Annotated in this window: 23 protein-coding genes and 1 riboswitch; of the genes, 10 read left to right on the top strand and 13 right to left on the bottom strand. The window is 66.2% G+C overall.

From position 1 onward, the window contains the following. Window position 1: 1 nt before the first annotated feature. The gene (locus tag KMZ68_RS04705; RefSeq protein ID WP_215614721.1) at window positions 2-661 is read right to left on the bottom strand and encodes a TIGR02594 family protein; all 660 of its coding nucleotides are present in this window, start codon (window positions 659-661) and stop codon (window positions 2-4) included. 236 nt (window positions 662-897) lie between these two features. Here KMZ68_RS04705 and KMZ68_RS04700 point away from each other — a divergent pair, with 236 nt between their 5' ends. Further along, window positions 898-1,758, top strand: a complete 861-nt coding sequence (locus KMZ68_RS04700; protein WP_215614720.1) for an alpha/beta fold hydrolase — start codon at window positions 898-900, stop codon at window positions 1,756-1,758. 112 nt (window positions 1,759-1,870) lie between these two features. Here the strand turns inward: KMZ68_RS04700 and metW are convergent, their stop codons facing one another. Together metW and metX are read right to left on the bottom strand one after the other, a co-directional pair. After that, on the bottom strand, window positions 1,871-2,536 hold the full coding sequence (gene metW / locus KMZ68_RS04695; RefSeq protein ID WP_215614719.1) for a methionine biosynthesis protein MetW: 666 nt from the start codon (window positions 2,534-2,536) through the stop codon (window positions 1,871-1,873). A gap of 1 nt (window position 2,537) precedes the next feature. Further along, a complete protein-coding gene (gene metX, locus KMZ68_RS04690) occupies window positions 2,538-3,740 on the bottom strand; it encodes a homoserine O-acetyltransferase MetX (RefSeq protein WP_215614718.1) in 1,203 nt (400 codons plus the stop codon). Between the two features lie 90 nt (window positions 3,741-3,830). Further along, window positions 3,831-3,910: riboswitch (SAM riboswitch) on the bottom strand. A 222-nt stretch (window positions 3,911-4,132) separates the two neighbouring features. On the opposite strand from metX, the gene KMZ68_RS04685 reads away from it, so the two are divergent. From KMZ68_RS04685 to KMZ68_RS04675, 3 genes are read left to right on the top strand one after another with little or no spacing between them, the layout of a single operon-like run. Further along, entirely contained in the window at window positions 4,133-4,990 is an 858-nt protein-coding gene (locus KMZ68_RS04685) for a chorismate mutase (RefSeq protein WP_215614717.1), read from the top strand. A 47-nt stretch (window positions 4,991-5,037) separates the two neighbouring features. Then, the gene (hisC, locus tag KMZ68_RS04680) at window positions 5,038-6,135 is read left to right on the top strand and encodes a histidinol-phosphate transaminase (RefSeq protein ID WP_215614716.1); all 1,098 of its coding nucleotides are present in this window, start codon (window positions 5,038-5,040) and stop codon (window positions 6,133-6,135) included. Continuing rightward, window positions 6,132-7,070 (top strand): prephenate/arogenate dehydrogenase family protein, encoded by a 939-nt coding sequence (locus tag KMZ68_RS04675; protein WP_215614715.1) that lies wholly within the window; start codon window positions 6,132-6,134, stop codon window positions 7,068-7,070. The genes hisC and KMZ68_RS04675 overlap by 4 nt, the downstream gene beginning before the upstream one ends. 100 nt (window positions 7,071-7,170) lie before the next feature. Here KMZ68_RS04675 and KMZ68_RS04670 read toward each other — a convergent pair whose 3' ends face one another. Then, a complete protein-coding gene (locus KMZ68_RS04670; protein ID WP_215614714.1) occupies window positions 7,171-8,370 on the bottom strand; it encodes a DUF2125 domain-containing protein in 1,200 nt (399 codons plus the stop codon). A 117-nt stretch (window positions 8,371-8,487) separates the two neighbouring features. On the opposite strand from KMZ68_RS04670, the gene KMZ68_RS04665 reads away from it, so the two are divergent. Beyond that, a complete protein-coding gene (locus tag KMZ68_RS04665; protein ID WP_215614713.1) occupies window positions 8,488-9,099 on the top strand; it encodes a gamma-glutamylcyclotransferase in 612 nt (203 codons plus the stop codon). Here KMZ68_RS04665 and KMZ68_RS04660 read toward each other — a convergent pair. From KMZ68_RS04660 to KMZ68_RS04640, 5 genes are all read right to left on the bottom strand, one after another. Then, window positions 9,096-9,866, bottom strand: a complete 771-nt coding sequence (locus tag KMZ68_RS04660; RefSeq protein ID WP_215614712.1) for a lysophospholipid acyltransferase family protein — start codon at window positions 9,864-9,866, stop codon at window positions 9,096-9,098. The genes KMZ68_RS04665 and KMZ68_RS04660 overlap by 4 nt on opposite strands. Before the next feature lie 12 nt (window positions 9,867-9,878). After that, window positions 9,879-10,598, bottom strand: coding sequence for a YdcF family protein (locus KMZ68_RS04655; RefSeq protein ID WP_215614711.1), 720 nt, complete (start codon window positions 10,596-10,598; stop codon window positions 9,879-9,881). 85 nt (window positions 10,599-10,683) lie between these two features. After that, window positions 10,684-11,655 (bottom strand): cell division protein FtsX, encoded by a 972-nt coding sequence (locus KMZ68_RS04650; RefSeq protein WP_215614710.1) that lies wholly within the window; start codon window positions 11,653-11,655, stop codon window positions 10,684-10,686. Beyond that, window positions 11,648-12,307, bottom strand: a complete 660-nt coding sequence (gene ftsE / locus KMZ68_RS04645; protein WP_215614709.1) for a cell division ATP-binding protein FtsE — start codon at window positions 12,305-12,307, stop codon at window positions 11,648-11,650. Before ftsE ends, KMZ68_RS04650 begins: the two co-directional genes overlap by 8 nt. 2 nt (window positions 12,308-12,309) lie before the next feature. Beyond that, the gene (locus tag KMZ68_RS04640; protein ID WP_215614708.1) at window positions 12,310-12,465 is read right to left on the bottom strand and encodes a hypothetical protein; all 156 of its coding nucleotides are present in this window, start codon (window positions 12,463-12,465) and stop codon (window positions 12,310-12,312) included. Between the two features lie 16 nt (window positions 12,466-12,481). On the opposite strand from KMZ68_RS04640, the gene KMZ68_RS04635 reads away from it, so the two are divergent. Both KMZ68_RS04635 and KMZ68_RS04630 read left to right on the top strand, forming a co-directional pair. Beyond that, a complete protein-coding gene (locus KMZ68_RS04635; RefSeq protein ID WP_215614707.1) occupies window positions 12,482-13,336 on the top strand; it encodes an MJ0042-type zinc finger domain-containing protein in 855 nt (284 codons plus the stop codon). A gap of 99 nt (window positions 13,337-13,435) precedes the next feature. Beyond that, a complete protein-coding gene (locus tag KMZ68_RS04630) occupies window positions 13,436-13,810 on the top strand; it encodes a response regulator (protein ID WP_215614706.1) in 375 nt (124 codons plus the stop codon). A gap of 148 nt (window positions 13,811-13,958) precedes the next feature. Here KMZ68_RS04630 and KMZ68_RS04625 read toward each other — a convergent pair whose 3' ends face one another. Then, window positions 13,959-16,511 carry a TIGR02302 family protein gene (locus KMZ68_RS04625; RefSeq protein WP_215614705.1) on the bottom strand — a complete coding sequence of 851 codons (2,553 nt, stop codon included), beginning with the start codon at window positions 16,509-16,511 and terminating at the stop codon, window positions 13,959-13,961. Between the two features lie 178 nt (window positions 16,512-16,689). Between KMZ68_RS04625 and KMZ68_RS04620 the strand changes: the two genes are divergently transcribed. Together KMZ68_RS04620 and KMZ68_RS04615 are read left to right on the top strand one after the other, a co-directional pair. Continuing rightward, complete coding sequence (locus KMZ68_RS04620; protein WP_215614704.1) at window positions 16,690-17,070, top strand: carboxymuconolactone decarboxylase family protein; 381 nt, start codon at window positions 16,690-16,692, stop codon at window positions 17,068-17,070. Window positions 17,071-17,222: 152 nt separating this feature from the next. Then, window positions 17,223-18,116: an NAD(P)-dependent oxidoreductase gene (locus KMZ68_RS04615; RefSeq protein WP_215614703.1), complete on the top strand. Its 894-nt coding sequence runs from the start codon at window positions 17,223-17,225 to the stop codon at window positions 18,114-18,116. Between the two features lie 19 nt (window positions 18,117-18,135). Here KMZ68_RS04615 and lysA read toward each other — a convergent pair whose 3' ends face one another. The 3 genes from lysA to argH form a co-directional block, all read right to left on the bottom strand. After that, on the bottom strand, window positions 18,136-19,401 hold the full coding sequence (lysA, locus tag KMZ68_RS04610; RefSeq protein WP_215614702.1) for a diaminopimelate decarboxylase: 1,266 nt from the start codon (window positions 19,399-19,401) through the stop codon (window positions 18,136-18,138). Between the two features lie 11 nt (window positions 19,402-19,412). Further along, window positions 19,413-19,676, bottom strand: coding sequence for an LPS translocon maturation chaperone LptM (lptM, locus tag KMZ68_RS04605; RefSeq protein ID WP_249779521.1), 264 nt, complete (start codon window positions 19,674-19,676; stop codon window positions 19,413-19,415). An 86-nt stretch (window positions 19,677-19,762) separates the two neighbouring features. Continuing rightward, window positions 19,763-21,166 (bottom strand): argininosuccinate lyase, encoded by a 1,404-nt coding sequence (argH, locus tag KMZ68_RS04600; RefSeq protein WP_215614701.1) that lies wholly within the window; start codon window positions 21,164-21,166, stop codon window positions 19,763-19,765. 108 nt (window positions 21,167-21,274) lie between these two features. On the opposite strand from argH, the gene tlpA reads away from it, so the two are divergent. After that, window positions 21,275-21,961 carry a thiol:disulfide interchange protein TlpA gene (tlpA, locus tag KMZ68_RS04595; protein WP_215614700.1) on the top strand — a complete coding sequence of 229 codons (687 nt, stop codon included), beginning with the start codon at window positions 21,275-21,277 and terminating at the stop codon, window positions 21,959-21,961. The last annotated feature ends 12 nt before the right edge of the window (window positions 21,962-21,973 follow it).

Genomic DNA, 21,973 nt, shown 5'->3' with positions numbered 1-21,973 from the left:
CTCAGTTCGGCATCACATAGGCATAAATCCGGCCGCGCGAGACCGGCGCTTCCCGGACCCGGTTGCCGTTGTTGCCGGACACCACGATCGGATTGCCGTGGGCGTCGATACCGCTGACGACGCCGACATGGCCGCCGCCGCGCCGTCCCATCACCGCGATGGCGCCGACCTGGGGACCGGAGACGCGCTGGCCGTAGCTGGCAAACGAACGCGCCATGTCCGAGCCGGTGCCGCGGTGGCCGGACCGCTCCAGCACCATGTTCATGAACCGGGCACACCACAGGCTGCCGCGGCCGGTTGGATTGCCGCCGAGATGGCGGCGCGCCTCGGCGACCACATCGGATGAACCGAACCCGGCCGGCGCGGCCATCGCGCCGGAGGCGATGCCGGCATTGGCGTCGGCAAGGCCGCGCGCCTGCATTTTCGCCACGCCGCGCTCCCAGCGCGATCCGCGGGCGATGTGCCGATGCCGATTGTGTCGATAATGATGGTGGGCGTGATGGCCGGCGTGATGCGCGCGCGCCTGCTGCGCAGCGCTGTGGTGTGGCCTCGCCGAAGCCGGGGTAACCGATGCGACGACTGCCGCGGAACACAAAGCCAGTGCCGCAGCGTGCAGGGAAACCTTACGAAGCGACCGGCAGAACGCAAACAACTGAACCATACTCAACTCGATCCTCTATGACACACCCCCAATTCCCGTCGGCCCATCCGAGCCCACGTCCGGGGTCGTAATGCGAGGTGCGATGTGGCGAGAGCAAGACGCGATGCGGCGGTGCAAGAACGGTTTTGGGGTGATTCCGCGATGATTCCTTGACGAGGGAACCGGGTTCCCGCCTCATTGCCGCCGCGAGCATGAACTCGCGATTTTCGCTTCGGCCCAAGAGAGGAATTCTTCAAATGCCCTATGCCGTCACCAGCGACAATGTCCGGCTCTATTTCGAGGAAGCCGGCCAGGGAACGCCCGTCATCTTCCTGCACGAGTTCGCAGCCGACCACACCAATTGGGAGCCGCAGATGCGCTATTTCTCGCGCGGCCACCGCTGCATCGCCTATTCCGCCCGCGGCTACACCCCCTCGGACGTGCCGCCGTCGAAGGAGGTTTACACCTACAAGCATTTCTACACCGACGCGCTCGCCGTGCTCGACCACCTCAAGATCGCAAAGGCGCATTTCGTCGGCCTGTCGATGGGCTCCTATTCGTCGCTGCAGATCGGCCTGAACAACCCGGAGCGCGCATTGTCGCTGACGCTCGCCGCGGTCGGCGCCGGCTCGAGCCTCGAAAACCTCGAAGCGTTCCGCAGGCAATGCCAGGCCAATGGCGAACAATACGAGACGATCGGCTCGGCGGAAGTCGCCAAGGCGACGCGCGAGGCGCCAAGCCGGATTCCGTTCCTGCTGAAGGACCCGCGCGGCCACGCCGATTTCTACGCTTCGCTGGCGCGGCACGATGCCAGGGGCTCGGCCAACACCATGCGCAGCTTTCAGGGCGGCCGGCCCTCGATCTACACCATGACCGAGGCGATCCGGAAAGTGCCGACGCCGACCCTGATCATCTGCGGCGACGAGGACGACAATTGCGTCGAGCCGAGCCTGTTTTTGAAGAAGCACCTGCCGGCGGCGGGGCTTTCGATCTTTCCCAAATCAGGCCACGTGCTCAATCTCGAGGAGCCGGCACTGTTCAACGAAATGGTCGAGCGCTTCATCGCGCTGGCCGAAGCCGGCCGCTGGCCGGTGCGCGATCCGAGGTCGATGGCTTGAACCGTCATTCCGGGGCGCGCGTCAGCGCGAACCTCAGATGTGCAATTGCACATCGGGGAATCTCGAGATTCCGGGTCTGGTCCTTCGGACCATCCCGGAATGACGACTGGCCCTACCGTCCCTTCTCCGCGCGGCTCAGCAGGAACACGCCCTGCTCGCCGAACATGTTCCAGAACCACCAGGGCAGATTGACCCGCAACGGCCTGCCATACATGTCGAGCGCAACCGCGCGCTCCATCTTGACGTTGATCTCGCCGCAGAGCTGGACGAAATCCTTGATGGTGCAGAAGTGGATGTTCGGCGTGTCGTACCACGTGGCGGGCAGGTTTTCGGTGCGCGGCATGTGGCCGCCGACCAAAAGCTGCAGGCGCATCTTCCAGAACCCGAAATTCGGGAACGAGACGATGGCGCGGCGCCCGATCCGCAGCAGGTTTTCCAGCACCACGCGCGGCTGCCGGGTCGCCTGCAGGGTCTGCGACAAGATCACATAGTCGAAGGCGTCGTCGGGATAGTTGATGAGGTCGGTGTCGGCGTCGCCCTGCACCACCGCCAGACCCTTGGCGACGCAGCGATTGACGCCCTCGCGCGACAACTCGATGCCGCGGCCGTCGATGCCGCGGGTCTCGAGCAGTTGCAGGAGATCGCCTTCGCCGCAGCCGACGTCGAGCACCTTCGAGCCGCGCTCGACCATCTCGGCGACCAGCAGGTGATCGCCGCGATAATGCCCGGTGTCCGGCGGAACGATCGCGAGCGGCAGGACCTGTTGCTGCAGGCTCATGTCAGCCCCCCGCTCTGGTCAGGCCGCGCGCGGTCCCCGCGGATTCCAGGAAGGCCCGGGAGATGTCGAAGAATTCCGGCACATCGAGCAGGAAGGCGTCGTGGCCGCGGTCGGTCTCGATCTCGGCGAACGACACCCGCGCGCTGGAGGCGTTGAGCGCATGCACCAGCGCGCGCGACTCCGAGGTCGGGAACAGCCAGTCGCTGGTGAACGACACCACGCAGAACCGGGTCTGGATGCCACGGAACGCCTGCGCCAGCACGCCGTCGTGATCGGCGGCGATGTCGAAATAGTCCATCGCCCGGGTCAGATAGAGATAGCTGTTGGCATCGAAGCGCTCGACAAAGGACGAGCCCTGATAGCGCAGATAGCTTTCGACCTGAAAATCCGCGTCGAACGAAAAGGTCGGCAGGTCGCGGTCCTGCATCCGCCGCCCAAACTTGCGGTGCAGCGCTGCGTCCGACAGATAGGTGATATGCGCGGCCATCCGGGCGACCCCGAGGCCGCGATGCGGATGGGTGCCCTGCTCGAAGTAGCGCCCGTGATGCCAGTCCGGATCGGCCATCACGGCCTGGCGCCCGAGTTCGTGAAACGCGATGTTCTGCGCCGAGTGGCGCGTGCTGCAGGCAATCGCCAGCGTCGAGAACACCCGCTTCGGATAGGCCGCCGTCCACTGCAGCGCCTGCATGCCGCCCATCGAGCCGCCGACCACGCAGAACAGCGTATCGATCCCCAGGCGATCGACCAGCATGGTCTGCGCGCGCACCATGTCGGGGATGGTGATGATCGGAAAATCCAGCCCCCATACCTTGCCGGTGGCGGGATTGGTCGAGGCCGGGCCGGTCGAGCCCATGCAGCCGCCGATCACGTTCGAGCAGATGATGAAATATTTGTCAGTGTCGAGCGGACGGCCGGGACCGACCATGGTCTCCCACCAGCCGGGCTTGCCGGTCACCGGATGCACGTTGAAGACATGCTGATCGCCGGTCAGCGCATGGCAGACCAGAATGGCGTTTGAGCGATCAGCATTGAGCTCGCCATAGGTCTGGTAGGCGATCTGGAACGGCGAAAGATCGATGCCGCAATCGAGCTTCAATGGCTGGTCCGCACCGAACGCCGCCAGCAGCGAACTCGGATGGTCCGCCTCATGCGCGCGGTCCTCGGTGAGGATCGCGGGACTGGGTATCGACTGCAAATTCACCATCTTGATACCGACCTCCTGAAGGCGGCTTTACGAGACCACCACGGAAATCAGGCCAAAAAAAACCCGGCCTGAACATAAGTTCGACCGGGATCACTTCTGTCCCCGGCCTGTTTAGCGAGTTGTTTAACGTGGCTGCAAGCCGGCCGGCTCAAATGACCACGGAGTGGGCTAAAGCTAGTCCCGGTTGAGCTTTTCGTCAAGGCAAGTCCTTGGTTAACCCTGCACGGGTGGTCCCTCATGGTGAGGAGGCGCCCTTGCGCCGTCTCGAACCATGGGGGAAAACAGACTCTCATCCTTCGCGACGCGGCCAGGAGGCCGCTTCTCGAGCGATAACGGCGAAGTCGCCGTTACGCGGGGATGAGGAAGATAAAGCTCTCGCCGGGTCCCTCAAGATGTCCAAATCGCCCCCTGCCCCGCCCTCGCTCGAAGTGCTGCGCCAAGAGATCGACAGCATCGACGAACAGGTCCACCGCCTGCTGATGGCGCGTGGCGACATCATCGACCGGCTGATCCAGGTCAAGCAGACCCAGGAGGTCGGTTCGGCGTTCCGTCCGGCGCGCGAGGCCGCGATGATGCGGCGTCTGGTCGAGCGTCACCGCGGCATTCTGCCGATCGACACCATCGAGAGCATCTGGCGCGTTATCATCTCGACGTTCACCTTCGTACAAGCGCCGTTTTCGGTGCATGCGGATGTTTCCGTCGGCGAATCCGCGATGCGGGATTCGGCGCGGTTTCATTTCGGATTCGTCGTGCCCTATGTCTCGCATTTCAGCGCCCAGGCCGCCGTCGAGGCGGTGGCGAAGTCGAAGGGCGATCTGGCGCTGGTCCCGGCCACGTCGAGCCGCACCCCATGGTGGATCGCGCTCGAGGCCGAGGGCGCGCCGAAGATCATCGCACGGCTGCCGTTCCTCGAGCGCGCCGACCATCCGGCCGCGCTGCCGGTGTTCGTGGTATCGCGCGTCGCCGACAGCGCCATGGTGACCGAGGTCGAGACCTGGAGCGTGAGGGTGTCCGGCTGGAACGCCGAGATCGCCCGCGCGCTGTCGCCGCTGGCCGAGATCGTCGCGGTGCCGGACACCGCCTTCGACGGCGCGGCGCTGCTGGTGTCGGTTTCCGGCGCCGCCAGCCTCGAAAAGATCAAGGCAGCCATGATCGAGGCCGGCGCTTCGGTGCGCTCATCGGCTCTCGTCGGCAGCCACGCAACGCGCTATACGGTGCCCCCGAACGGGGCCGCCAAGCATCAGGCTTAGCCTCAAATCGTGTCCTGAGAGCCGCCCCCAGACTTCCGGAGTTGAAGATGTCCCGTCCCGTGCCGAATCCCGGCATCCTCGAAATTGCGCCCTACACGCCGGGCAAAAGCCCGGTGGCGGAGCCGGGCCGCAAGGTGTTCAAGCTGTCGGCCAACGAGACGCCGCTCGGACCTTCGCCGAAGGCGGTCGAAGCCTACAAGCAAGCCGCCGATCATCTGGAGGACTATCCGGAGGGCACCTCGCGGATCTTGCGCGAAGCGATCGGCCGCGCCTTCGGGCTCGATCCCGACCGCATCATCTGCGGCGCCGGCTCCGACGAGATTCTCAATTTGCTGGCGCACACCTATCTCAGCCACGGCGACGAGGCGATCTCCACCACCCACGGCTTCCTGGTGTATCCGATCGCGACCATGGCGAACGGCGCCATCAACGTGGTGGCGCCGGAAACCAATTTCACCGCCGACGTCGATGCGATCCTGCAGCGGGTGTCGCCGCGCACCAAGCTGGTGTGGCTCGCCAACCCCAACAACCCGACCGGGACCTATCTGCCGTTCGACGAGGTCAAGCGGCTGCGCGCCGGATTGCCTGATCATGTGCTGCTGGTGCTCGACGCCGCCTATTCCGACTACGTGTCGCGCAACGATTACGAGATCGGCATCGAACTGGTGGCGACCACCGAGAACACGGTGATGACCCACACCTTCTCCAAGATCCACGGCCTCGCCGCGTTACGGATCGGCTGGATGTTCGGGCCGGCCAATATCGTCGATGCGGTCAATCGCATCCGCGGCCCCTTCAACGTCTCGACGCCGGCGATGCGGGCGGCGGTGGCGGCGATCGAGGACACCGCGCACATTCAGATGTCGAAGGCGCACACCGAGAAGTGGCGCACCTGGCTCACCGAAGAAGTGACAAAACTCGGCCTCAAGGTGACGCCGAGCGTGGCGAACTTCATCCTGATCCACTTCCCGCCGGAGAAGGGGCAGACCGCGGCGGAGGCCGACGCGTTCCTCACCAGGCGCGGACTGGTGCTGCGGGGCCTGAACAATTACGGGCTGCCGCACGCTCTGCGCCTGACCATCGGCACCGAAGAGGCCAATCGGCTGGTGGTCGAGGGCTTGCGCGACTTCGTGGCGCGCAAGTGAGCGCCGCGCCGCACTTCAACAAGATCGCGCTGATCGGCTTCGGACTGATCGGCGGCTCGATCGCACGCGCCGCGCGCGAACAGGGGCTGGCGGGAGAAATCGTCACCACCGCGCGCTCGGCCAGGACCCGGGCGCGGGTCGCCGAGCTCGGCATCGTCGACCGCGTGGTCGAGACAAACGTCGAAGCCGTCAAAGACGCCGATCTCGTCATCCTCTGCATCCCGGTCGGCGCCTGCGGACCGGTCGCGCAGGAAATCGCCGCTCATCTCAAGCCCGGCGCCATCGTCTCCGACGTCGGCTCGGTCAAGGGCGCGATCGTGCGCGACATGGCGCCGTATCTGCCCGAAGGCGTGCATTTCGTGCCGGCGCATCCGGTCGCCGGCACCGAACACTCCGGCCCCGATTCCGGTTTCGCCGAACTGTTCATCAACCGCTGGTGCATCCTGACCCCGCCGGCAGGCGTCGATTCCGGCGCGATCGAGCGGCTGCGCGCGTTCTGGACCGCGCTCGGCGCCAGGGTCGAGATCATGACGCCGGACCATCACGATCTGGTGCTGGCGATCACCAGCCACCTGCCGCATCTGATCGCCTACACCATCGTCGGCACCGCCGACGAACTCGCCCAGGTCACTTCGTCGGAAGTAATCAAGTTCTCCGCCGGCGGCTTTCGCGACTTCACGCGCATTGCGGCTTCCGATCCGACGATGTGGCGCGACGTGTTCCTCGCCAACAAGGACGCGGTGCTGGAAATGCTCGGCACCTTCAACGAGGATTTGTCGAAGCTGACCCGCGCGATCCGCCGCAACGACGGCGAGGCGCTGTTCGAGCATTTCACCCGCACCCGCGCGATCCGCCGCGGCATCGTCGAGATCGGCCAGGATTCGGCGGCGCCGGATTTCGGCCGCCCGCATGCGCATCTGGGGAAGAAGGCCTGAGCGTCATTGCCGGACTTGATCCGGCAATCCATCTTCTTGCGAAGTGAGATGGGTACGCGGGTCAAGCCCGCGCATGACACCCTCGCTCCTGACGCTTCAATTAGAACAGCGGCGGAATCTGCGCGACCTTCAGCGGCCCCAAAAACACCGCGCCGTCGACGAAGCGCAGCGGAAACGCCCGCGCCTTTTTGCCTTCCAGCACGGACTCCTTGCCGAGCGCATTGATCCCGGCGGCGACGCCGACATTGGCGTTCTGCTTGACCACCTTGCCGAGGCCGGGGATCGCCCGGTCGAGCGCGCCGAGCAGGTTGCTGACATCCTGGCTCCTGACCCCGGGCGCGACTCGGTCGAGCGTTGCCTGCGGCACGCCCTCTTCCAGCATTTTTTCGATGCCCAGCGCCGGAATCACCTTCTCGATTCCGGCGACCGTCATCTGCAATTCGCCGTCGATGCGGCCATTGGCGCTGAGGCCGAGGGTGCCGGCCGCAACCGCGACCAAATCGCCCTGCGCAATCCGCGACTGCACGATCTCGACGCGGCCGCCGGCGGCCTGAATTTCGCGAAACCGCTCGGGCCAGGGTTTTGGCGAGAAATCCTTCAACCCGCTCAGCATCGCGCGGACGTCGGCGTCGAACGGCGCCGCCAACAGCGGATGAACCTCCTCTACGCTGCCGCCCTGGACCGTCAGCACGGTCTCGATCACGGGGCGATCCAGCGCCGAGCCCTCGGCGAGGCGGCCGTGCAGCTCGACCAGCTTGGCGCGCGCCAGCGGCGTCTGCACTGCAGCGTTGACGCGGTCGATCGAGGGGTCGTCGAACACGATCGAGGCGCGCTGCGGGATATCAGGCAGTCCGACCACGCTGGAGCGCGCCTTGCTCCAGTTCACCATCATCGAGGCCGGCCCGCCGCGGTCGGAAAGGGTCGCGGGCGCGGTGAATTCCGCGATCACCTTTTTCGGATCGTAGATCTGCGCCACCACCAGGATTTCGCCGAGCCTGGCGGTGACCGGTGCGGCGCGCGATGCGGCCTGCTCCGCGGTCTGCGACCTCAGCGTCACGCTGGCGCCGCTGCAGCTGATTTCGAGCCGGAACGGGAAGCCGGCCACCGAGCGCTTGGCGCAGTCATAGACCCGGCCCGATTTCGCCTCCTGGGCGCGCCAGGCGTCGGCCTTGACCTCGACCTGGGAGGCGGCGAAGAACCAGAATGCGCTCCATGCCGCGGCGGCGACGAGCAGCAGAACGGGCATGAGGAAAAGGCGCCAAAGCGGGCGCCGGCGCGGCGCAGGGGTGATATCGGGCATGCGGCGACCTTTGGCGGACGAATTTGTCAATTAAGCGGTCATGTAAGCCATGCTGCCGGCCGTGGATCAAGTTAACGCATTTTCATCAAACACAAAATTCTGCTAGGCGTGCGCGCGATGCCAGCTGAAATCGTTTCCGAATCGGAATTGTCCAAAGGCGACCTGTGGGTGTTCGGCTACGGCTCGCTGATGTGGCAGCCGGGCTTCGAATTCATCGAGCAGGTCCCCGCGAGGCTGATCGGCGAGCACCGCGCGCTCTGCGTCTACTCCTTCGACCATCGTGGAACGCCGGAGAAGCCCGGCCTCGTGCTCGGGCTCGACCGCGGCGGCGCGTGCCGCGGCGTCGCGTTCCGGGTCGCGGCGAAGCAACGCAGCGACACCGTGGACTATCTGCGCAGCCGCGAGCAGACCACCCACGTCTATCGCGAAGTGATGCGTTCGGTCTGGCTCGCGGACGATGCCCGGCAGCGGGTCAGCGCGCTCGCTTACGTGGTCGACCGCAGCCATGTGCAATATGCCGGGCGGCTCTCGCTGACCGAGCAGCTGCGCTACGTGCAGCAGGGTCACGGCCGCTCCGGCAACAATCGCGACTACGTGCTGGCCACCGTGAAGTCGATCGAGGCGCAGGGATTTCGCGACGCCCAGTTGCACCAGCTGGCCGCGATGCTGCATGGGGATGCACATTCACTTCACCCTCCCCTGGAGGGGCAGGGTAAGAAAGAAGCCTAATCCCTCGCCGGCGCGTTCGGCACACGGCCGAACAATTGCGCCTGCTCCGCCCGCGCGGCCTCGACCAGCCGGCTGGTGGCGGCCTCGATCACGGTCGAGACGCGCTCGATGAATTCGCGGCGGGTCAGGCCCGGTGGCAAGGGATCGAGAAACTCGACCACCAGCGTGCCCGGATAGCGCATGAAGGTGCGGCGCGGCCAGAACAGTCCCGAATTGAGCGCAACCGGCAGGCAGCTCACGCCGCAATCGACATAGACCTGGGCCACGCCGGTCTTGTAATGCGGCTTGGCGTCGACCGCGGTTCGGGTGCCCTCGGGAAAGATGATCAACTGGCGGCCGCGCCGCACCGCCTCGCCGGCGCGGCGCGCCATATCCAGCAGCGCGCGTCCGCCGGCGCCCCGGTCGATCCCGATCATGTCCGCCTTCATCAGGTACCAGCCGAAGAACGGAATCCAGGTCAGTTCGCGCTTGTGGATGTAGAGCGGCTGCTCGAAGAACTGCAGCAGCGCGAAGGTTTCCCACATCGACTGATGCTTCGAGGTCACGATCAGCGGCCCCTTCGGGATCTTCTCGAGCCCGCGATATTCCACCCTGGTGTTGCAGATCACGCGCAACAGCCAGATGCTGCTGCGCGCCCAGTATCTGGCGATGTTCAGGATGGCCCAGCGCGGCATCAGGTAGGTCGGGATTCCGACGATCAGCCAGAACACCAGCAGCATGTAGAACAGCACATTGTAGACCAGCGAACGCAGGAAGATCGAAACCATGGAATACCCAGATCAGTTGGCTTGGGCCGTCGCCGGTCTGCGCGGGGCGAGGGACCTGGACGGCTGGTCCGCGAGTTCGGGGGTCAGGTCGAGACCGCCGTCGGCCAGACGCACCCGCACCTCCGCGGCGACGTATTTGACGTACTCCGATAGCAGCAGCCGCAACGTCGCGCCACTCGTCCACCATGGCTCATCCCGCCATTTCTCGCCGACCACCGCGAACGGGATCAGCTGAATATCGGGCATCGCATGCGACAATTCGACGATGGCGCGCGGCATATGGTAGTTCGATGTCACCACGATCAGCGACTTGAAGCCGCGCTCGCGCGCCCAGCGCCGGGTCTCCGCCGCATTGCTGCGGGTATTGACGGCGGAGCGGTCGAGATCGACGCAACAGCGCAGCAGCGAATGATTGTCGGGCAGCGACCGGGAAATATCGCTCGCGGCGTTGGTCGGATGCACGCCGGAAATCAGCAGCCGCTTGCCGTAGCCGCCGGCCAGCAATTCCATCGCATCGGAGACCCGCGAAGAACCGCCGGTGAGCACGACGATGCCGTCGGCGCTGCGCTCGGGCTTCACCTCGGCGCCGCGCAATTGCGACAGGAACCCGACGAAGCCGACCGCGGCTACAACGAAGGCAATCGCCAGCGAGGCGACGATCGTTGCGCGCAGCCGTCCCCTCGGCGCGGCAACCGGCGCGGCAGGCGAGCTATCGGCGGACTTCGGCTTCATGCGGTACTGACGTTGCCCTTCCTTTTACAAGTCTAGAACGTTTTGCGGCGAAGTGGAGTCCGGTTTGGCGCGGTATCGGCGGCCATCAGTCGATGTCGTCGAGCGTGGCGAACAGCGTCCGCCGCGACGCCCAGGCGGTGATCGCCGCGATCAACACCGCCTGCACCGCCAACACCAGATAGCCCGACGGGCGCAGCGAAAACGTCCCCAGCAAGGCCGCAAACTGATCGCCGACGGGGGTGCCCGAAAACCAGCCGGCGATCGATTCGGAGAACCCGAAGGCGAGCATCGCGATGCCGCCGCCGATCACGCCGCCCTCGAGGCCCAACCTGAGAAAGTGTCGCAAGAAGCGGTTGGCGATATAGCGGTCCCCGGCGCCGACGAAGTGCAGCACCTCGACGATCGGACGATTCGCCGCCATCGCGCCGCGGGTTGCGAACGATACCGAAATGATGGTGGCGATGATCACCAAGGCGAGGATGCCGATGCCGGCAAACACGGTTGCGCCGGTCATCGAGCGCATCCGCTCGATCCAGGCGCGGTGATCGTCGACGCTGGCCGTCGGCGCCACCTGCGACACCCGGCTGCGCAGCGCCGCCAGGTCGAGCGCGGTACCCGGCTTGACCCGCGCGACGATGACGCGCGGCACCGGCAGATCGTCGAACGACAATCCGCTGCCAAGCCACGGCTCCAGCAATTTGGCGGACTCGTCCTTGGTGAAGGGCTTGATCTCGACGATGCCGGGCTGGCTCCGCATCGTCTCGGCCACCGCCGCCGCATCGCGCTCGATGTCGCGCCCGGCGGTGGGGCGCACCTGGATAGTGATTTCGCTCGCGACCTCCGACTGCCATTCCGCAGCCGAAGCGCTCACCAGCAGCACCGCGCCTGTGGTGATCGAGGCGAGGAAGGTCATGATGGCGACCACGGCAACCAGCGCGCGGCCGGCGATCGAGGCGCGCGGCACGATCGGCGACAGGTTGCGCGCCCGTGCCGGCACCTGCGGACGCTCGTGGCCGAGATCCACCAGCGGCCCATGCTCGTCGCCTGACCTACTCATAGATATGCAACCGTCCCTGATGCAGCACCAGCCGCCGCGCGTCGTACTGGTCCATCAGCGCCATGTCGTGGGTGGCAATGATGACGGCGGTGCCGGACTTGTTCAGTTCGATGAACAGCCGCAGCAGCCGCCGCCCCAGCGTCGGATCGACGTTGCCGGTCGGCTCGTCCGCGAGCAGCAATTGCGGGCGCGAGATCACGGCACGCGCGATCGCCGCGCGCTGCTTCTCGCCGCCGGACAGGATCGGCGGCAGCGCATCCATCCGCTCGCCGAGCCCGACCCATTTGAGGAGGTCGATGACCTCCTTGCGGTAGCTCGATTCCTCGCGGCCCATCACCCGGAACGGCAGCGCCACATTCTCGTAGGTCGTCATGTGATCGAGCAGGCGGAAGTCCTGCAGCACGATGCCGATCCGCTTGCGCAAGTCCGCGATCTGATCCTTGCCAAGCAGCGAGACGTCGTGGCCGAACAGGTTGACCAGGCCGCGCGTCGGCCGCAGCGACAGGAACAACAGCCGCAGCAGCGAGGTCTTGCCGGCGCCGGACGGACCGGTGAGGAACTGGAAGGAATGGGCGGGGATCAGGAAACTGAGGTCGCGCAGAATCTCCGGGCCAAGCCCGTAACGCAATCCGACATTTTCGAACCGAACCAAGCTCAGCTCCGTTCGATGTGGGGCGCGGCCGGAAAGCCGCAGCCGAAGGCCTGCCGTTCGCCGGCCCCGCCGAGGCCGCGAACCAGAGAAAACGGTTGTGCTTCGGTTATGGTTTCCGGTTCGTTAACGGTCGCCTTGTAGCATCCGGCCAGCGTCATTGTGGAGATTGGCTCCATGCCCATCGTTTGCCCTCATTGTACAACGTCCTATGCCATTGATCCGGCTAACCTGGGCGCGGCCGGCCGTACCGTCCGCTGTTCCCGCTGCAAGGAAGTCTGGCTGGCGCGGCCGGAGGATGCGGTCGAGATGGCCGCGCCGGCGATGGCGCAGGCCGGCCGGCAGGCCTCGAATGCCGACGCCGCCGCGGAATGGGAAGCGATGGCGCGCGAGGACGGCGGTTCGGACACCCCCGTCGTCGACAGTCCCTCGATATCGGCCGACTGGCCGGCCGAAGCCGACGCCTCGACCGACTGGGCGTCGGCCGCCCGAAACGATGCCGAGGACGCGGAGAGCGGGCAGCCGCAGCGCCGGTCCTGGTTCCGCAAGCTCTTCGCCCGCCCGGAGGCGTATCACGCCCCCGGCAAACCCTCCGTCAGCCTCACCACCGCCTGCGCCGCGATGGGCGCGCTGGTGCTGGCGCTGATGATCTGGCGGGTCGACGTGGTGCGGCTGCTGCCGCAGACCGCCGCCTTCTACAAGATGGTCGGCCTCGAGGTAAACCTGCGCGGGCTGATGTTCAAGGACGTCAAGATCACTTCCGAGACCGTGGAAGGCAAGCCGGTGCTGGTGATCGAGGGCGTGATAACAGGCGAAGGGCGCAAGCCGGTCGATTTGCCGCGGCTGCGCTTTTCCGTCCGCGACGCGCAGGGCGCGGAGATCTACGCCTGGAACGCGGTGCTGGAACAGTCGGTGCTGAAGCCGGGCGAACGCGCCTGGTTCAAGTCGCGGCTGGCTTCGCCGCCCCCCGAAGGCCGCAATATCGATGTACGCTTCTTCAACAGGCGGGACATCGCCGGCGGCCATGCGTGAACAGGCCACCAGTCTTTTCCTGACGCGTTTTCTATACGCGAACCGGTATCCGCTTCGCTCGAAAACGCTATAGTCCCGCTGGCTAAAGACGGGTGCCCGATGCCGCGCGTGCTGATTGCCGACGACGAAGAATCCATGCGCACCCTGGTGGCGCGGGCCATCGCCATGGACGGCCACGCCACCGTCACCGCCGAAGACGGCGCCGAAGCGCTGGAAATCCTCGCCCGCGAACCGGGCGCCTTCGACCTCCTGCTCACCGACATCCAGATGCCCGTGATGGACGGCATCGCACTGGCGCTGGCGGCGGCGCGGGATTTTCCGGACCTGACGATCCTGCTGATGACCGGCTTTGCCGACCAGCGCGAACGCGCCCACGGCCTCAATGCGATCGTGCACGACGTGGTGACGAAGCCGTTCTCGGTGGCCGATATCCGCACCGCGGTGGCCGACGCGCTGGCGGCAAGGAAGGGATAGCGGGCCGTCGCTCTCGACTCGTCGTTGCCGGGCTTGACCCGGCAATCCATCTGCTTCGCAAGACTCTTTTCGGGGTTGATGGATACGCGGGTCAAGCCCGCGTATGACACGCGCCCCCGTGGCGGGGCCGCCAGTCCGGACGAAGCCCTCAATAATCCTTCAGCAGCCGCTCGATGTAATCGAGTTCGATCTGCGGCCGCTGCGGATCGGCGAGGCGGCGGCGGAGTTCTTCCAGGATCCGGCGCACCCGCTGCACATCGATCTCGCCGGGAATCTTCACCGAGAAATCGTCGCCGAATTCGCGGCCGTGCAGCGGCCTTCCCAGGGGATCCTGCTGGTTGCCGCCGCTCTGCTGCCTTCCTGCGCGCTGGCCCGGGCCATCGTTCTGTCCGTCGCCATCGCCCTGCTGCATCGACTCGGCCAGACTCTGGGCTCCCTTGCGCAGCGCTTCCAGCGCCTTGCCTTGCGAATCCACCGCACCATCGGCGTTGCCCTCGCCCAGCCTGCCGCTGGCGTCGCCCATCGCGGAATCGGCCTCACCGAGGCCGTCCTCGCCGTCGCCCTGTTCGCCTTGCTGGCCCTGCTCGCCGCGGCTTCCCTTCTCGCCGCGCTGGCCCTGCCCCATGCCGCGCTTGGCCAGTTCCTGCTGCAATCTCTTCAGCCGGTCGCGCAGGCCCTCTTGATCCTGCTGCAGATCGCCCATGCTCTGATCGCCCTGCTTGCCGCGCTGGCGATCGCGCCGCGAATCCTGGCCCTGCCTGTAGGTCTTGTCGCGCAACTGCTGCTGCTTGCGGATCATGTCGCCGAGCTCGTTGAGCGCCTGCTCCATGTCGCCGTCGCCGGACTGGCCGGGCTGCGCCATCTGCAGGTTCTCCAGCATCTGCTGCAGCTGCTCGAGCAGCTGCTTGGCCGCCTCCTTGTCGCCGGAGCGCGACAGGCGCTCCATGCGGTCGATCATGTTCTTGAGGTCCTGCTGGCTCAGCATCCGGGTGTTGGGATCGAGCGGCCGCGCCAATTGCTGCGGGCTGTTGCGCAGCTGTTCGGCGAGCTGGCGCATGAAATTATCCAGCGCCGCGCGCAGATTTTCGGTGAGCTTCTTGATCTCCTCGTCGCTGGCGCCGCGCTCCAGCGCCTGCTTAAGCGCCTCCTGCGCGGCGCGCAACGCCTTGTCCACGTCGGTGATGTTGCCGTCCTCGATGGTGACGGCGAGCGCCCACAGGCTGGCGACGACCTCGCGCAGCGCATTGTCGGTGCGGGCGGCCTCGAGCTGCCGCGCCACGCTGTAGAGACCGAGATACTGGCCGGTCTCGGGCATGAACAGATGCGGCGCGATCATCAGCGCGTCGAGCGCGGCATAGACCGGCCCGTTCTGATTGGCGTCGAGCGCCAGAATGCGGCGCTGCTCGATCAGCGCCCGCGCCAGCGGCTTGGTGAACAGCCGCTCCGGAAGCCGCATGTTGAACGGCTCGCTCTTGCCCTCATTGCCGGCCTCGTCCTTCGCCGTCAGCGTCAGGGTGACGTCGGCGCCGGCGTAGGGATCTTCGCTGAGATCCTTGACGGTCTGGCCGACGCCATTGCGGGTCCGGGCATTCGGCAGCACCAGCGAAAATTGCGGCGCGCCGAACAGCGGCCGGGGCTCCGCGGCGCCCTTGGCCGCGTCGCCGGGACGGGCCGCAAAACGCGCCTGCGCTTCGGTAACGCCGTAGTCGTCCTCGATCCTGTAGGACATCTGCAGCGAACCGCGGGCCTGGCGTTCCGGGTCCTTGGCGAGCGAGATAGCCGGGGCGCGATCGGCGGTGGCGCTGAAGCGCCATTGCGGCTGCCCGGAGGGCGCGCGGACATGCGCGGTGCCGTCGCCGGCGATGGTGAAATGCCTTTCGTTGGTGCCCCTGGGCGCCTGCTCGGTGGGCACGGCTTCGGTGACGCCGCCGCCGGCCACCACATCGAGCGTGCCGCCGCTCGAGCGCACAATCAGCGTAGAGCCCGCCGGAACCGGCAACGGACCCGCGGCGGGCGCCGCGGCATCCTTGTTCGCCGCCGACAGGATGATCGGGGGCTTGCCGGTGTAGAGCGGCGGAGTCACCCAGGCGTCGACCCTGACATTGGCCGGCGCCAGCACGCCGTTCCAGTCGAACGCCGCGGCGACGCGCAAGCCGCGCTCGTCGCCGGCGGCGACATAGGTTGCCACCATCATCACCACGACCAGCGCGCGCAGCGCCCAGGGATCGTGGATCGCCAGCCGCGGCGACGGCAGGCCGGCGCGGATCCGCTTCAGCGAAGCCAGGGTGCGCTCGCGTTGCGCCTGCCACAGCGCCAGCGCGACGGGATCCTGCGTGGCCAGCGTATCGGTCAGCGCGGTTGCCGGGCGATGGCGAATGCCGGTGCCGCGGTCGAGCCGGCTGAGGCCCGCTTCGCGGCTCGGCCAGCGGAATCGCACGAGCGGCAACAGCGCCCCGAGCGCGGCGAGCACGAACAGGCCGATGCCGATGGCGCGCGCCAGGAACGGCAGCGTCAGCCACAGCCCGGCCCAGGACACCACCAGAAACAGCCCAACGAGGCTCAGCAACCGCGCCAGATGCGGCCAGGTCTGTTCCCACGCGATCGCGTATTTCGCCCGCTGCAGGGCCTGGCCCAGTTGCAGCCGCGAGGTGGCATCAGGGACGCGCGCAGCTTCTGAGGGGTCGGGGGTGGCGCCGCTCAACAAACTCTCCGGGTTGCCCAAAGGGAATCGTAGCACAACGGCGGCAATGAGGCACCTGTTCCGGGGGTAACCCGCACCCGGAAATACGCATAACACGAAGGCGTGACTGGGCTGCCGCGACCCCGTAACGTCCGCCGCGAACCGCCGGAACCATCAAGCAAAACCCCAAGGAAACGTCATGGACCAGAAGACACACGACAAGGGACTGGAGATTCGCAAGGCGGTGCTGGGCGAGGCCTATGTCGCCAATGCCGTGAAGAACGCCGACGAGTTCAACAAGCCGTTCCAGGAACTGGTCACCGAATATTGCTGGGGCGCGGTGTGGGGCCGCGAGGAGCTGCCGCGCAAGACCCGCAGCATGCTCAATCTGGCGATGATCTCGATCCTGAACCGGCCGCACGAATTGAAGATCCACATCAAGGGCGCGCTGGTCAACGGCGTGACCAGGGACGAGATTCGCGAAATCTTCATGCAGGTCGCGATCTATGCCGGCGTGCCCGCGGGCGTCGACAGCTTCAGGATCGCGCGCGAAGCGTTTGCGGAAGTCGACAAGGGCTGAAATCCTCGCCCCTCATGGTGAGGAGGCGCGCTTGCGCCGTCTCGAACCATGAGGCCGGGAAAGATCGATCAAGACGATTCATCCTTCGAGACGGCCGCGATGCGGCCTCCTCAGGATGAGGACCGCTTCCAGACATTCAGGAACAAACCATCATGGACATCGGATTCATCGGCTTGGGCAAGATGGGCTTTCCCATGGCGCGCCGCCTGGTCGAGGCGGGGCATGCGCTCGTCGTATTCGACCAGCGCAAGGAGGCCGTCGACAAACTGGTGGCGCTCGGCGCCAAGGCCGCCGCATCGCCGAAAGAGGTCGCCGACCGCACCGAGACCGTGCTGGCGAGCCTGCCGTCGCTGCAGGCCTCGCTCGAGGTCGCGACCGGCACCGGCGGCGTGATCGAAGGCAACAAGGTCAGGCGCTTCGTCGATCTCTCCACCGTCGGATCGCACATGGCGGTGCGAATTCACGACCTCCTGGCGAAACGCAACATCGTGCAGCTCGACAGTCCCGTGAGCGGCGGCGTCGGCGGCGCCGAAAAGGGTACGCTGGCGGTGATGGTGTCGGGGCCGAAAGCGGATTTCGAGCTGGCCAGGCCCGCGCTCGATGTCATCGGCAAGGTGTTCTTCATCGGCGAGAAACCCGGCTCGGCGCAGACCATGAAGCTGGCCAACAATCTGTTGTCGGCGACCGCCGTGGTCGCGACCTCGGAGGCCGTGGTGATGGGCGTCAAATCGGGACTCGATCCCAGCGTGATGATCGACGTGATCAATGCCGGATCTGGGCTCAACACCGCGAGCCGCGACAAGTTTCCGCGCTCGATCCTGCCGCGCACCTTCGATTTCGGTTTTGCCACCGGCCTGATGGTCAAGGACGTGCGGCTCTGCCTCGAGGAAATGAAGGCGCTGGGGCTGTCGATGGAGGTCGCCGAAGCGGTCGGCCGGCTCTGGGAAGTGGTGATGCGCGACATGGGCCCGGAATCCGACTTCACCTCGGCGATCAAGCCGATCGAGCAGGCGGCGGGCGTCGTGGTGGGGAAAGCCAAGACCTAACTCTGTCGTGCCCCGCCAATCACAGCCAGGGCGCGGGCTTGTCCATCGCGATCAGGGCGTCGACGTCGATGCGGGGCCGCACGACAGCGTATTGGTCGTCCTTGACCAGCACTTCCGGCACCAGCGGCCGGGTGTTGTAGAAGCCGGACTGCACCGCGCCGTAGGCCCCGGCGGTCATGATCGCCACGAGATCGCCGGGCTTCGGCTCGGCGAGCTTGCGGTCGAGCGCGAGATAGTCGCCGGTTTCGCAGACCGGCCCGACCACGTCGGCCGTGATCGTGCGCGCATCCTTGCCGGCCTCGCGGACCGGCAGGATGTCGTGGTGCGCTTCATACAGGGTGGGGCGGATCAGGTCGTTCATCGCCGCATCGATGACGACGAAGTTCTTGGCATCGCCATGCTTCACATGGATCACGCGCGCGACCAGGATGCCGGCATTGCCGACGATCATCCGGCCGGGCTCGAACATCAGCGTGCAGCCGAGATTGTGCGTCACCCGCTTGACCATCGCGGCATAGGCCGATGGCAGCGGCGGCGCTTCGCGGTCCATGTGATAGGGAATGCCGAGCCCGCCGCCGAAATCGATATGCGAGATCCTGTGGCCGTCGGCGCGCAATGTCGTGACGAAGTCCGACAGGATGCGGAACGCGGTTTCCATCCGGCTGAGATCGGTGATCTGGCTGCCGATATGCATGTCGATGCCGGTCACCTCGATCCCCGGCAGCTTCGCGGCGCGGGCATAGACGGCACGGGCCCGCGCGATCGGAACGCCGAACTTGTTCTCGGACTTGCCGGTGGCGATCTTGGCGTGGGTGCCGGCATCGACGTCCGGATTGACCCGCACCGAGATCCGCGCGGTCTTTCCCGTCTCGACGGCGAGCCGCGACAGCAATTCGAGTTCGGGCTCGGATTCGACGTTGATGCAGAGGATGTCCGCAGCCAGCGCCGCGCGCAGCTCGGATTCGGTCTTGCCGACGCCCGAGAACAGGATCTTGTGCGGCGGAATGCCGGCGGCCAGCGCCCGCTTCAACTCGCCGCCGGAAACCACGTCGGCGCCGGCGCCGAGTTTCGCCAGCGTGCGCAGCACCGACTGGTTGGAGTTCGCCTTCATGGCGTAACACACCAGCGTCTTCTCGCCGGCGAAGGCCTCGCTGAACACCCGGTAATGGCGCTCCAGCGTCGCGGTCGAATAGCAATAGAACGGCGTGCCGACCGCCTCCGCCAGCTCGATGAGATTGACCGCCTCGGCGTGCAGCACGCCGTTGCGGTAGTCGAAGTGATTCATGGCTGGTGTTCTCAGTCGAGAAGCGGATCGAGAACGAAGGCTTTCTTGCGGCCTTTCGGCGCGGTGGGCGGCGCATCGGTCCCGTAGGCCGGATTGAAGACGCTCGGCCGCGCCGCCTGCTCGGCTTCGGTATCGGCCTGCGCTGCCGCGGCCTGCGGCGCGTTCGGCGGCAGATCGAGCCCGCCCTTGCGTCCGCAGCCCCCGAGCGCGAGCACGGCCGCGCTCAGAACGATGACGGTCCATCCCTGGTATGTCGGGCGGTGGTTACGATTCACGACGAGATCCCCAATGCGGGCGGCACCATACAAAGATTGCCCGGTTCTGGCGAGACCCGGACAACCATGAAATTGCAGTGAAATTGTTATGCCGAGCCCAACTTTCGCTCTTTTTCCAGCCGCTTCAGCCACGCCTTGGCCTGCGCCTGCACGTTCTTCGGGGCGGTTCCGCCGTAGCTGGTCCGGCTCTTCACCGACGATTCCACCGAGAGCACAGCCATCGCCTCGGCGGTAATCCTCGGTTCGATCGCCTGCATGTCCTTCAGGGCCAGTTCGTGCAGCGCCACGCCGGCTTTCGAGGCCCTGGCGACGATGCGTCCGGTGACGTGATGGGCGTCGCGGAACGGCATTTTCAGCGTCCGCACCAGCCAGTCGGCGAGATCGGTGGCGGTGGCGTAGCCTTCGCCCGCGGCCAGCTTCATCCGCGCCTCGTCCGGCACGATGTCCATGACCATGCCGGTCATCGCCCGGACCGCCAGCGACAGCGCGCCGAACGCCTCCATCGCGCCCTGCTTGTCCTCCTGCATGTCCTTTTGATAGGCGAGCGGCAGGCCCTTCATCACGATCAGAAGCGCGGTGAGCGCGCCGATCACCCGGCCGGTCTTGGCGCGCACCAGCTCGGCGGCGTCCGGGTTGCGCTTCTGCGGCATGATCGAGGAGCCGGTGGTGAACTTGTCGCTTAGCCGCACCAGGCCGACCAGCGGCGAGGTCCAGATCACGATTTCCTCGGCGAAACGCGACAGATGCACCGCGGCGATCGCCGCCGCCGACAGGGTTTCGAGCACGAAGTCGCGGTCCGACACCGCGTCGAGCGAATTGGCCATCGGCCGGTCGAAGCCGAGCGCCTTCGCGGTCGCGGCGCGGTCGATCGGAAACGAGGTGCCGGCGAGCGCGGCGGCGCCGAGCGGCGATTCATTGAGGCGCTTGCGCGCATCGGCGAAGCGGCCGCGGTCGCGCGCCGCCATCTCGACATAGGCCAGGAGATGATGGCCGAACGTGACGGGCTGCGCGGTCTGCAGATGCGTGAAGCCCGGCATGACCGTGCCGGCATGTTCCAGCGCCCGCTCCACCAGCGCGCGCTGGAAGCCGGCCAGCGCCGCATCGGTCTCGTCGATGGTGTCGCGGACATAGAGCCGGAAATCGGTCGCCACCTGGTCGTTGCGCGAACGCGCGGTATGCAGCCGTCCGGCGGCAGGCCCGATCAGCTCGCTCAGCCGGCTCTCGACATTCATGTGAATGTCCTCGAGCGCGCGCTTGAAGCTGAACGAGCCCTTGCCGATCTCTGACAAAATCGTGTCTAGACCGCCTGCGATATTTTTCGCATCGTTTTTGGTGATAATGCCCTGCGCGGCCAGCATCGCGGCGTGGGCCTTGGACGCGGCGATGTCCTGGGCATACATGTGGCGATCGACGTCGATGGAGACGTTGATTTCCTCCATGATCGCATCGGGCCCCTCGCCGAACCGGCCGCCCCACATCTTGTTGCTCATGACTTCTTGCTCATAACTTGCCATTCATCGCCACGTCCCGCGAACGGAACGCCGCAGCCGGCGCAACCGGCCGCGATCCAGGCTCTGCATAGCCGTATCTGATACAGGATGACAAACGATATGCCCGAACTGCCCTCGCCTCCCCGGGCCGCCACGCGCCGGATTCCGCTCGCGATCGGGGCAGTGCTGATCGCGACGGCGATCGGATTGGCCGTCGTTTACGGCCTCGGCGGGCTGAACCGGCCGAGCGGCGATGCCGCCTGCCGCCCGGCGGTCGAGCTGGCGCGCAAGCTGGCACCGCTGGCGCATGGCGAGGTCGCCGCCCTGACCATGGCAACAGCCCCGTTGCGGCTGCCGGACCTCGCCTTCGAGGATGCCGCGGGCAAGCCGCGAAAGCTGTCGGACTGGCGCGGCAAGACCGTGCTCCTCAACCTCTGGGCCACCTGGTGCGTGCCGTGCCGCAAGGAGATGCCCGCGCTGGACGAATTGCAGGGCAAGCTCGGGGATAAGGATTTCGAGGTGGTGGCGGTCAATATCGACACCCGTGACCCCGAGAAGCCGAAGGCGTTCCTGAAAGAGGCCAATCTGACCCGGATCGGCTATTTCGCCGACCAGAAAGCCAAGGTTTTCCAGGATCTTAAGTCCGTAGGCCGGGCGCTCGGGATGCCGACGACGGTGCTGGTGGACGCGCAGGGCTGCGAAATCGGCACGATTGCCGGGCCCGCCGAATGGGCGAGCGAGGACGCGATCAAGCTGATCAAGGCGGCGGTGAAGCCGGCAGCGGCGGGTTCTTAGTTTTCCGCATGA

The sequence above is a fragment of the Bradyrhizobium sediminis genome (assembly GCF_018736105.1).
Taxonomy (GTDB): Bacteria; Pseudomonadota; Alphaproteobacteria; order Rhizobiales; family Xanthobacteraceae; genus Bradyrhizobium.
This window is presented reverse-complemented; position numbering and strand designations above follow the sequence as displayed.

What these genes read in the sequence shown, in the direction of transcription:
- KMZ68_RS04705 (WP_215614721.1), bottom strand. Translation starts at nt 661, where the DNA reads ATGGTTCAGTTGTTTGCGTTCTGCCGGTCGCTTCGTAAGGTTTCCCTG.
- KMZ68_RS04700 (WP_215614720.1), top strand. Translation starts at nt 898, where the DNA reads ATGCCCTATGCCGTCACCAGCGACAATGTCCGGCTCTATTTCGAGGAA.
- metW (WP_215614719.1), bottom strand. Translation starts at nt 2,536, where the DNA reads ATGAGCCTGCAGCAACAGGTCCTGCCGCTCGCGATCGTTCCGCCGGAC.
- metX (WP_215614718.1), bottom strand. Translation starts at nt 3,740, where the DNA reads ATGGTGAATTTGCAGTCGATACCCAGTCCCGCGATCCTCACCGAGGAC.
- KMZ68_RS04685 (WP_215614717.1), top strand. Translation starts at nt 4,133, where the DNA reads ATGTCCAAATCGCCCCCTGCCCCGCCCTCGCTCGAAGTGCTGCGCCAA.
- hisC (WP_215614716.1), top strand. Translation starts at nt 5,038, where the DNA reads ATGTCCCGTCCCGTGCCGAATCCCGGCATCCTCGAAATTGCGCCCTAC.
- KMZ68_RS04670 (WP_215614714.1), bottom strand. Translation starts at nt 8,370, where the DNA reads ATGCCCGATATCACCCCTGCGCCGCGCCGGCGCCCGCTTTGGCGCCTT.
- KMZ68_RS04665 (WP_215614713.1), top strand. Translation starts at nt 8,488, where the DNA reads ATGCCAGCTGAAATCGTTTCCGAATCGGAATTGTCCAAAGGCGACCTG.
- KMZ68_RS04660 (WP_215614712.1), bottom strand. Translation starts at nt 9,866, where the DNA reads ATGGTTTCGATCTTCCTGCGTTCGCTGGTCTACAATGTGCTGTTCTAC.
- KMZ68_RS04655 (WP_215614711.1), bottom strand. Translation starts at nt 10,598, where the DNA reads ATGAAGCCGAAGTCCGCCGATAGCTCGCCTGCCGCGCCGGTTGCCGCG.
- KMZ68_RS04650 (WP_215614710.1), bottom strand. Translation starts at nt 11,655, where the DNA reads ATGAGTAGGTCAGGCGACGAGCATGGGCCGCTGGTGGATCTCGGCCAC.
- KMZ68_RS04640 (WP_215614708.1), bottom strand. Translation starts at nt 12,465, where the DNA reads ATGACGCTGGCCGGATGCTACAAGGCGACCGTTAACGAACCGGAAACC.
- KMZ68_RS04635 (WP_215614707.1), top strand. Translation starts at nt 12,482, where the DNA reads ATGCCCATCGTTTGCCCTCATTGTACAACGTCCTATGCCATTGATCCG.
- KMZ68_RS04630 (WP_215614706.1), top strand. Translation starts at nt 13,436, where the DNA reads ATGCCGCGCGTGCTGATTGCCGACGACGAAGAATCCATGCGCACCCTG.
- KMZ68_RS04620 (WP_215614704.1), top strand. Translation starts at nt 16,690, where the DNA reads ATGGACCAGAAGACACACGACAAGGGACTGGAGATTCGCAAGGCGGTG.
- KMZ68_RS04615 (WP_215614703.1), top strand. Translation starts at nt 17,223, where the DNA reads ATGGACATCGGATTCATCGGCTTGGGCAAGATGGGCTTTCCCATGGCG.
- lysA (WP_215614702.1), bottom strand. Translation starts at nt 19,401, where the DNA reads ATGAATCACTTCGACTACCGCAACGGCGTGCTGCACGCCGAGGCGGTC.
- argH (WP_215614701.1), bottom strand. Translation starts at nt 21,166, where the DNA reads ATGAGCAACAAGATGTGGGGCGGCCGGTTCGGCGAGGGGCCCGATGCG.
- tlpA (WP_215614700.1), top strand. Translation starts at nt 21,275, where the DNA reads ATGACAAACGATATGCCCGAACTGCCCTCGCCTCCCCGGGCCGCCACG.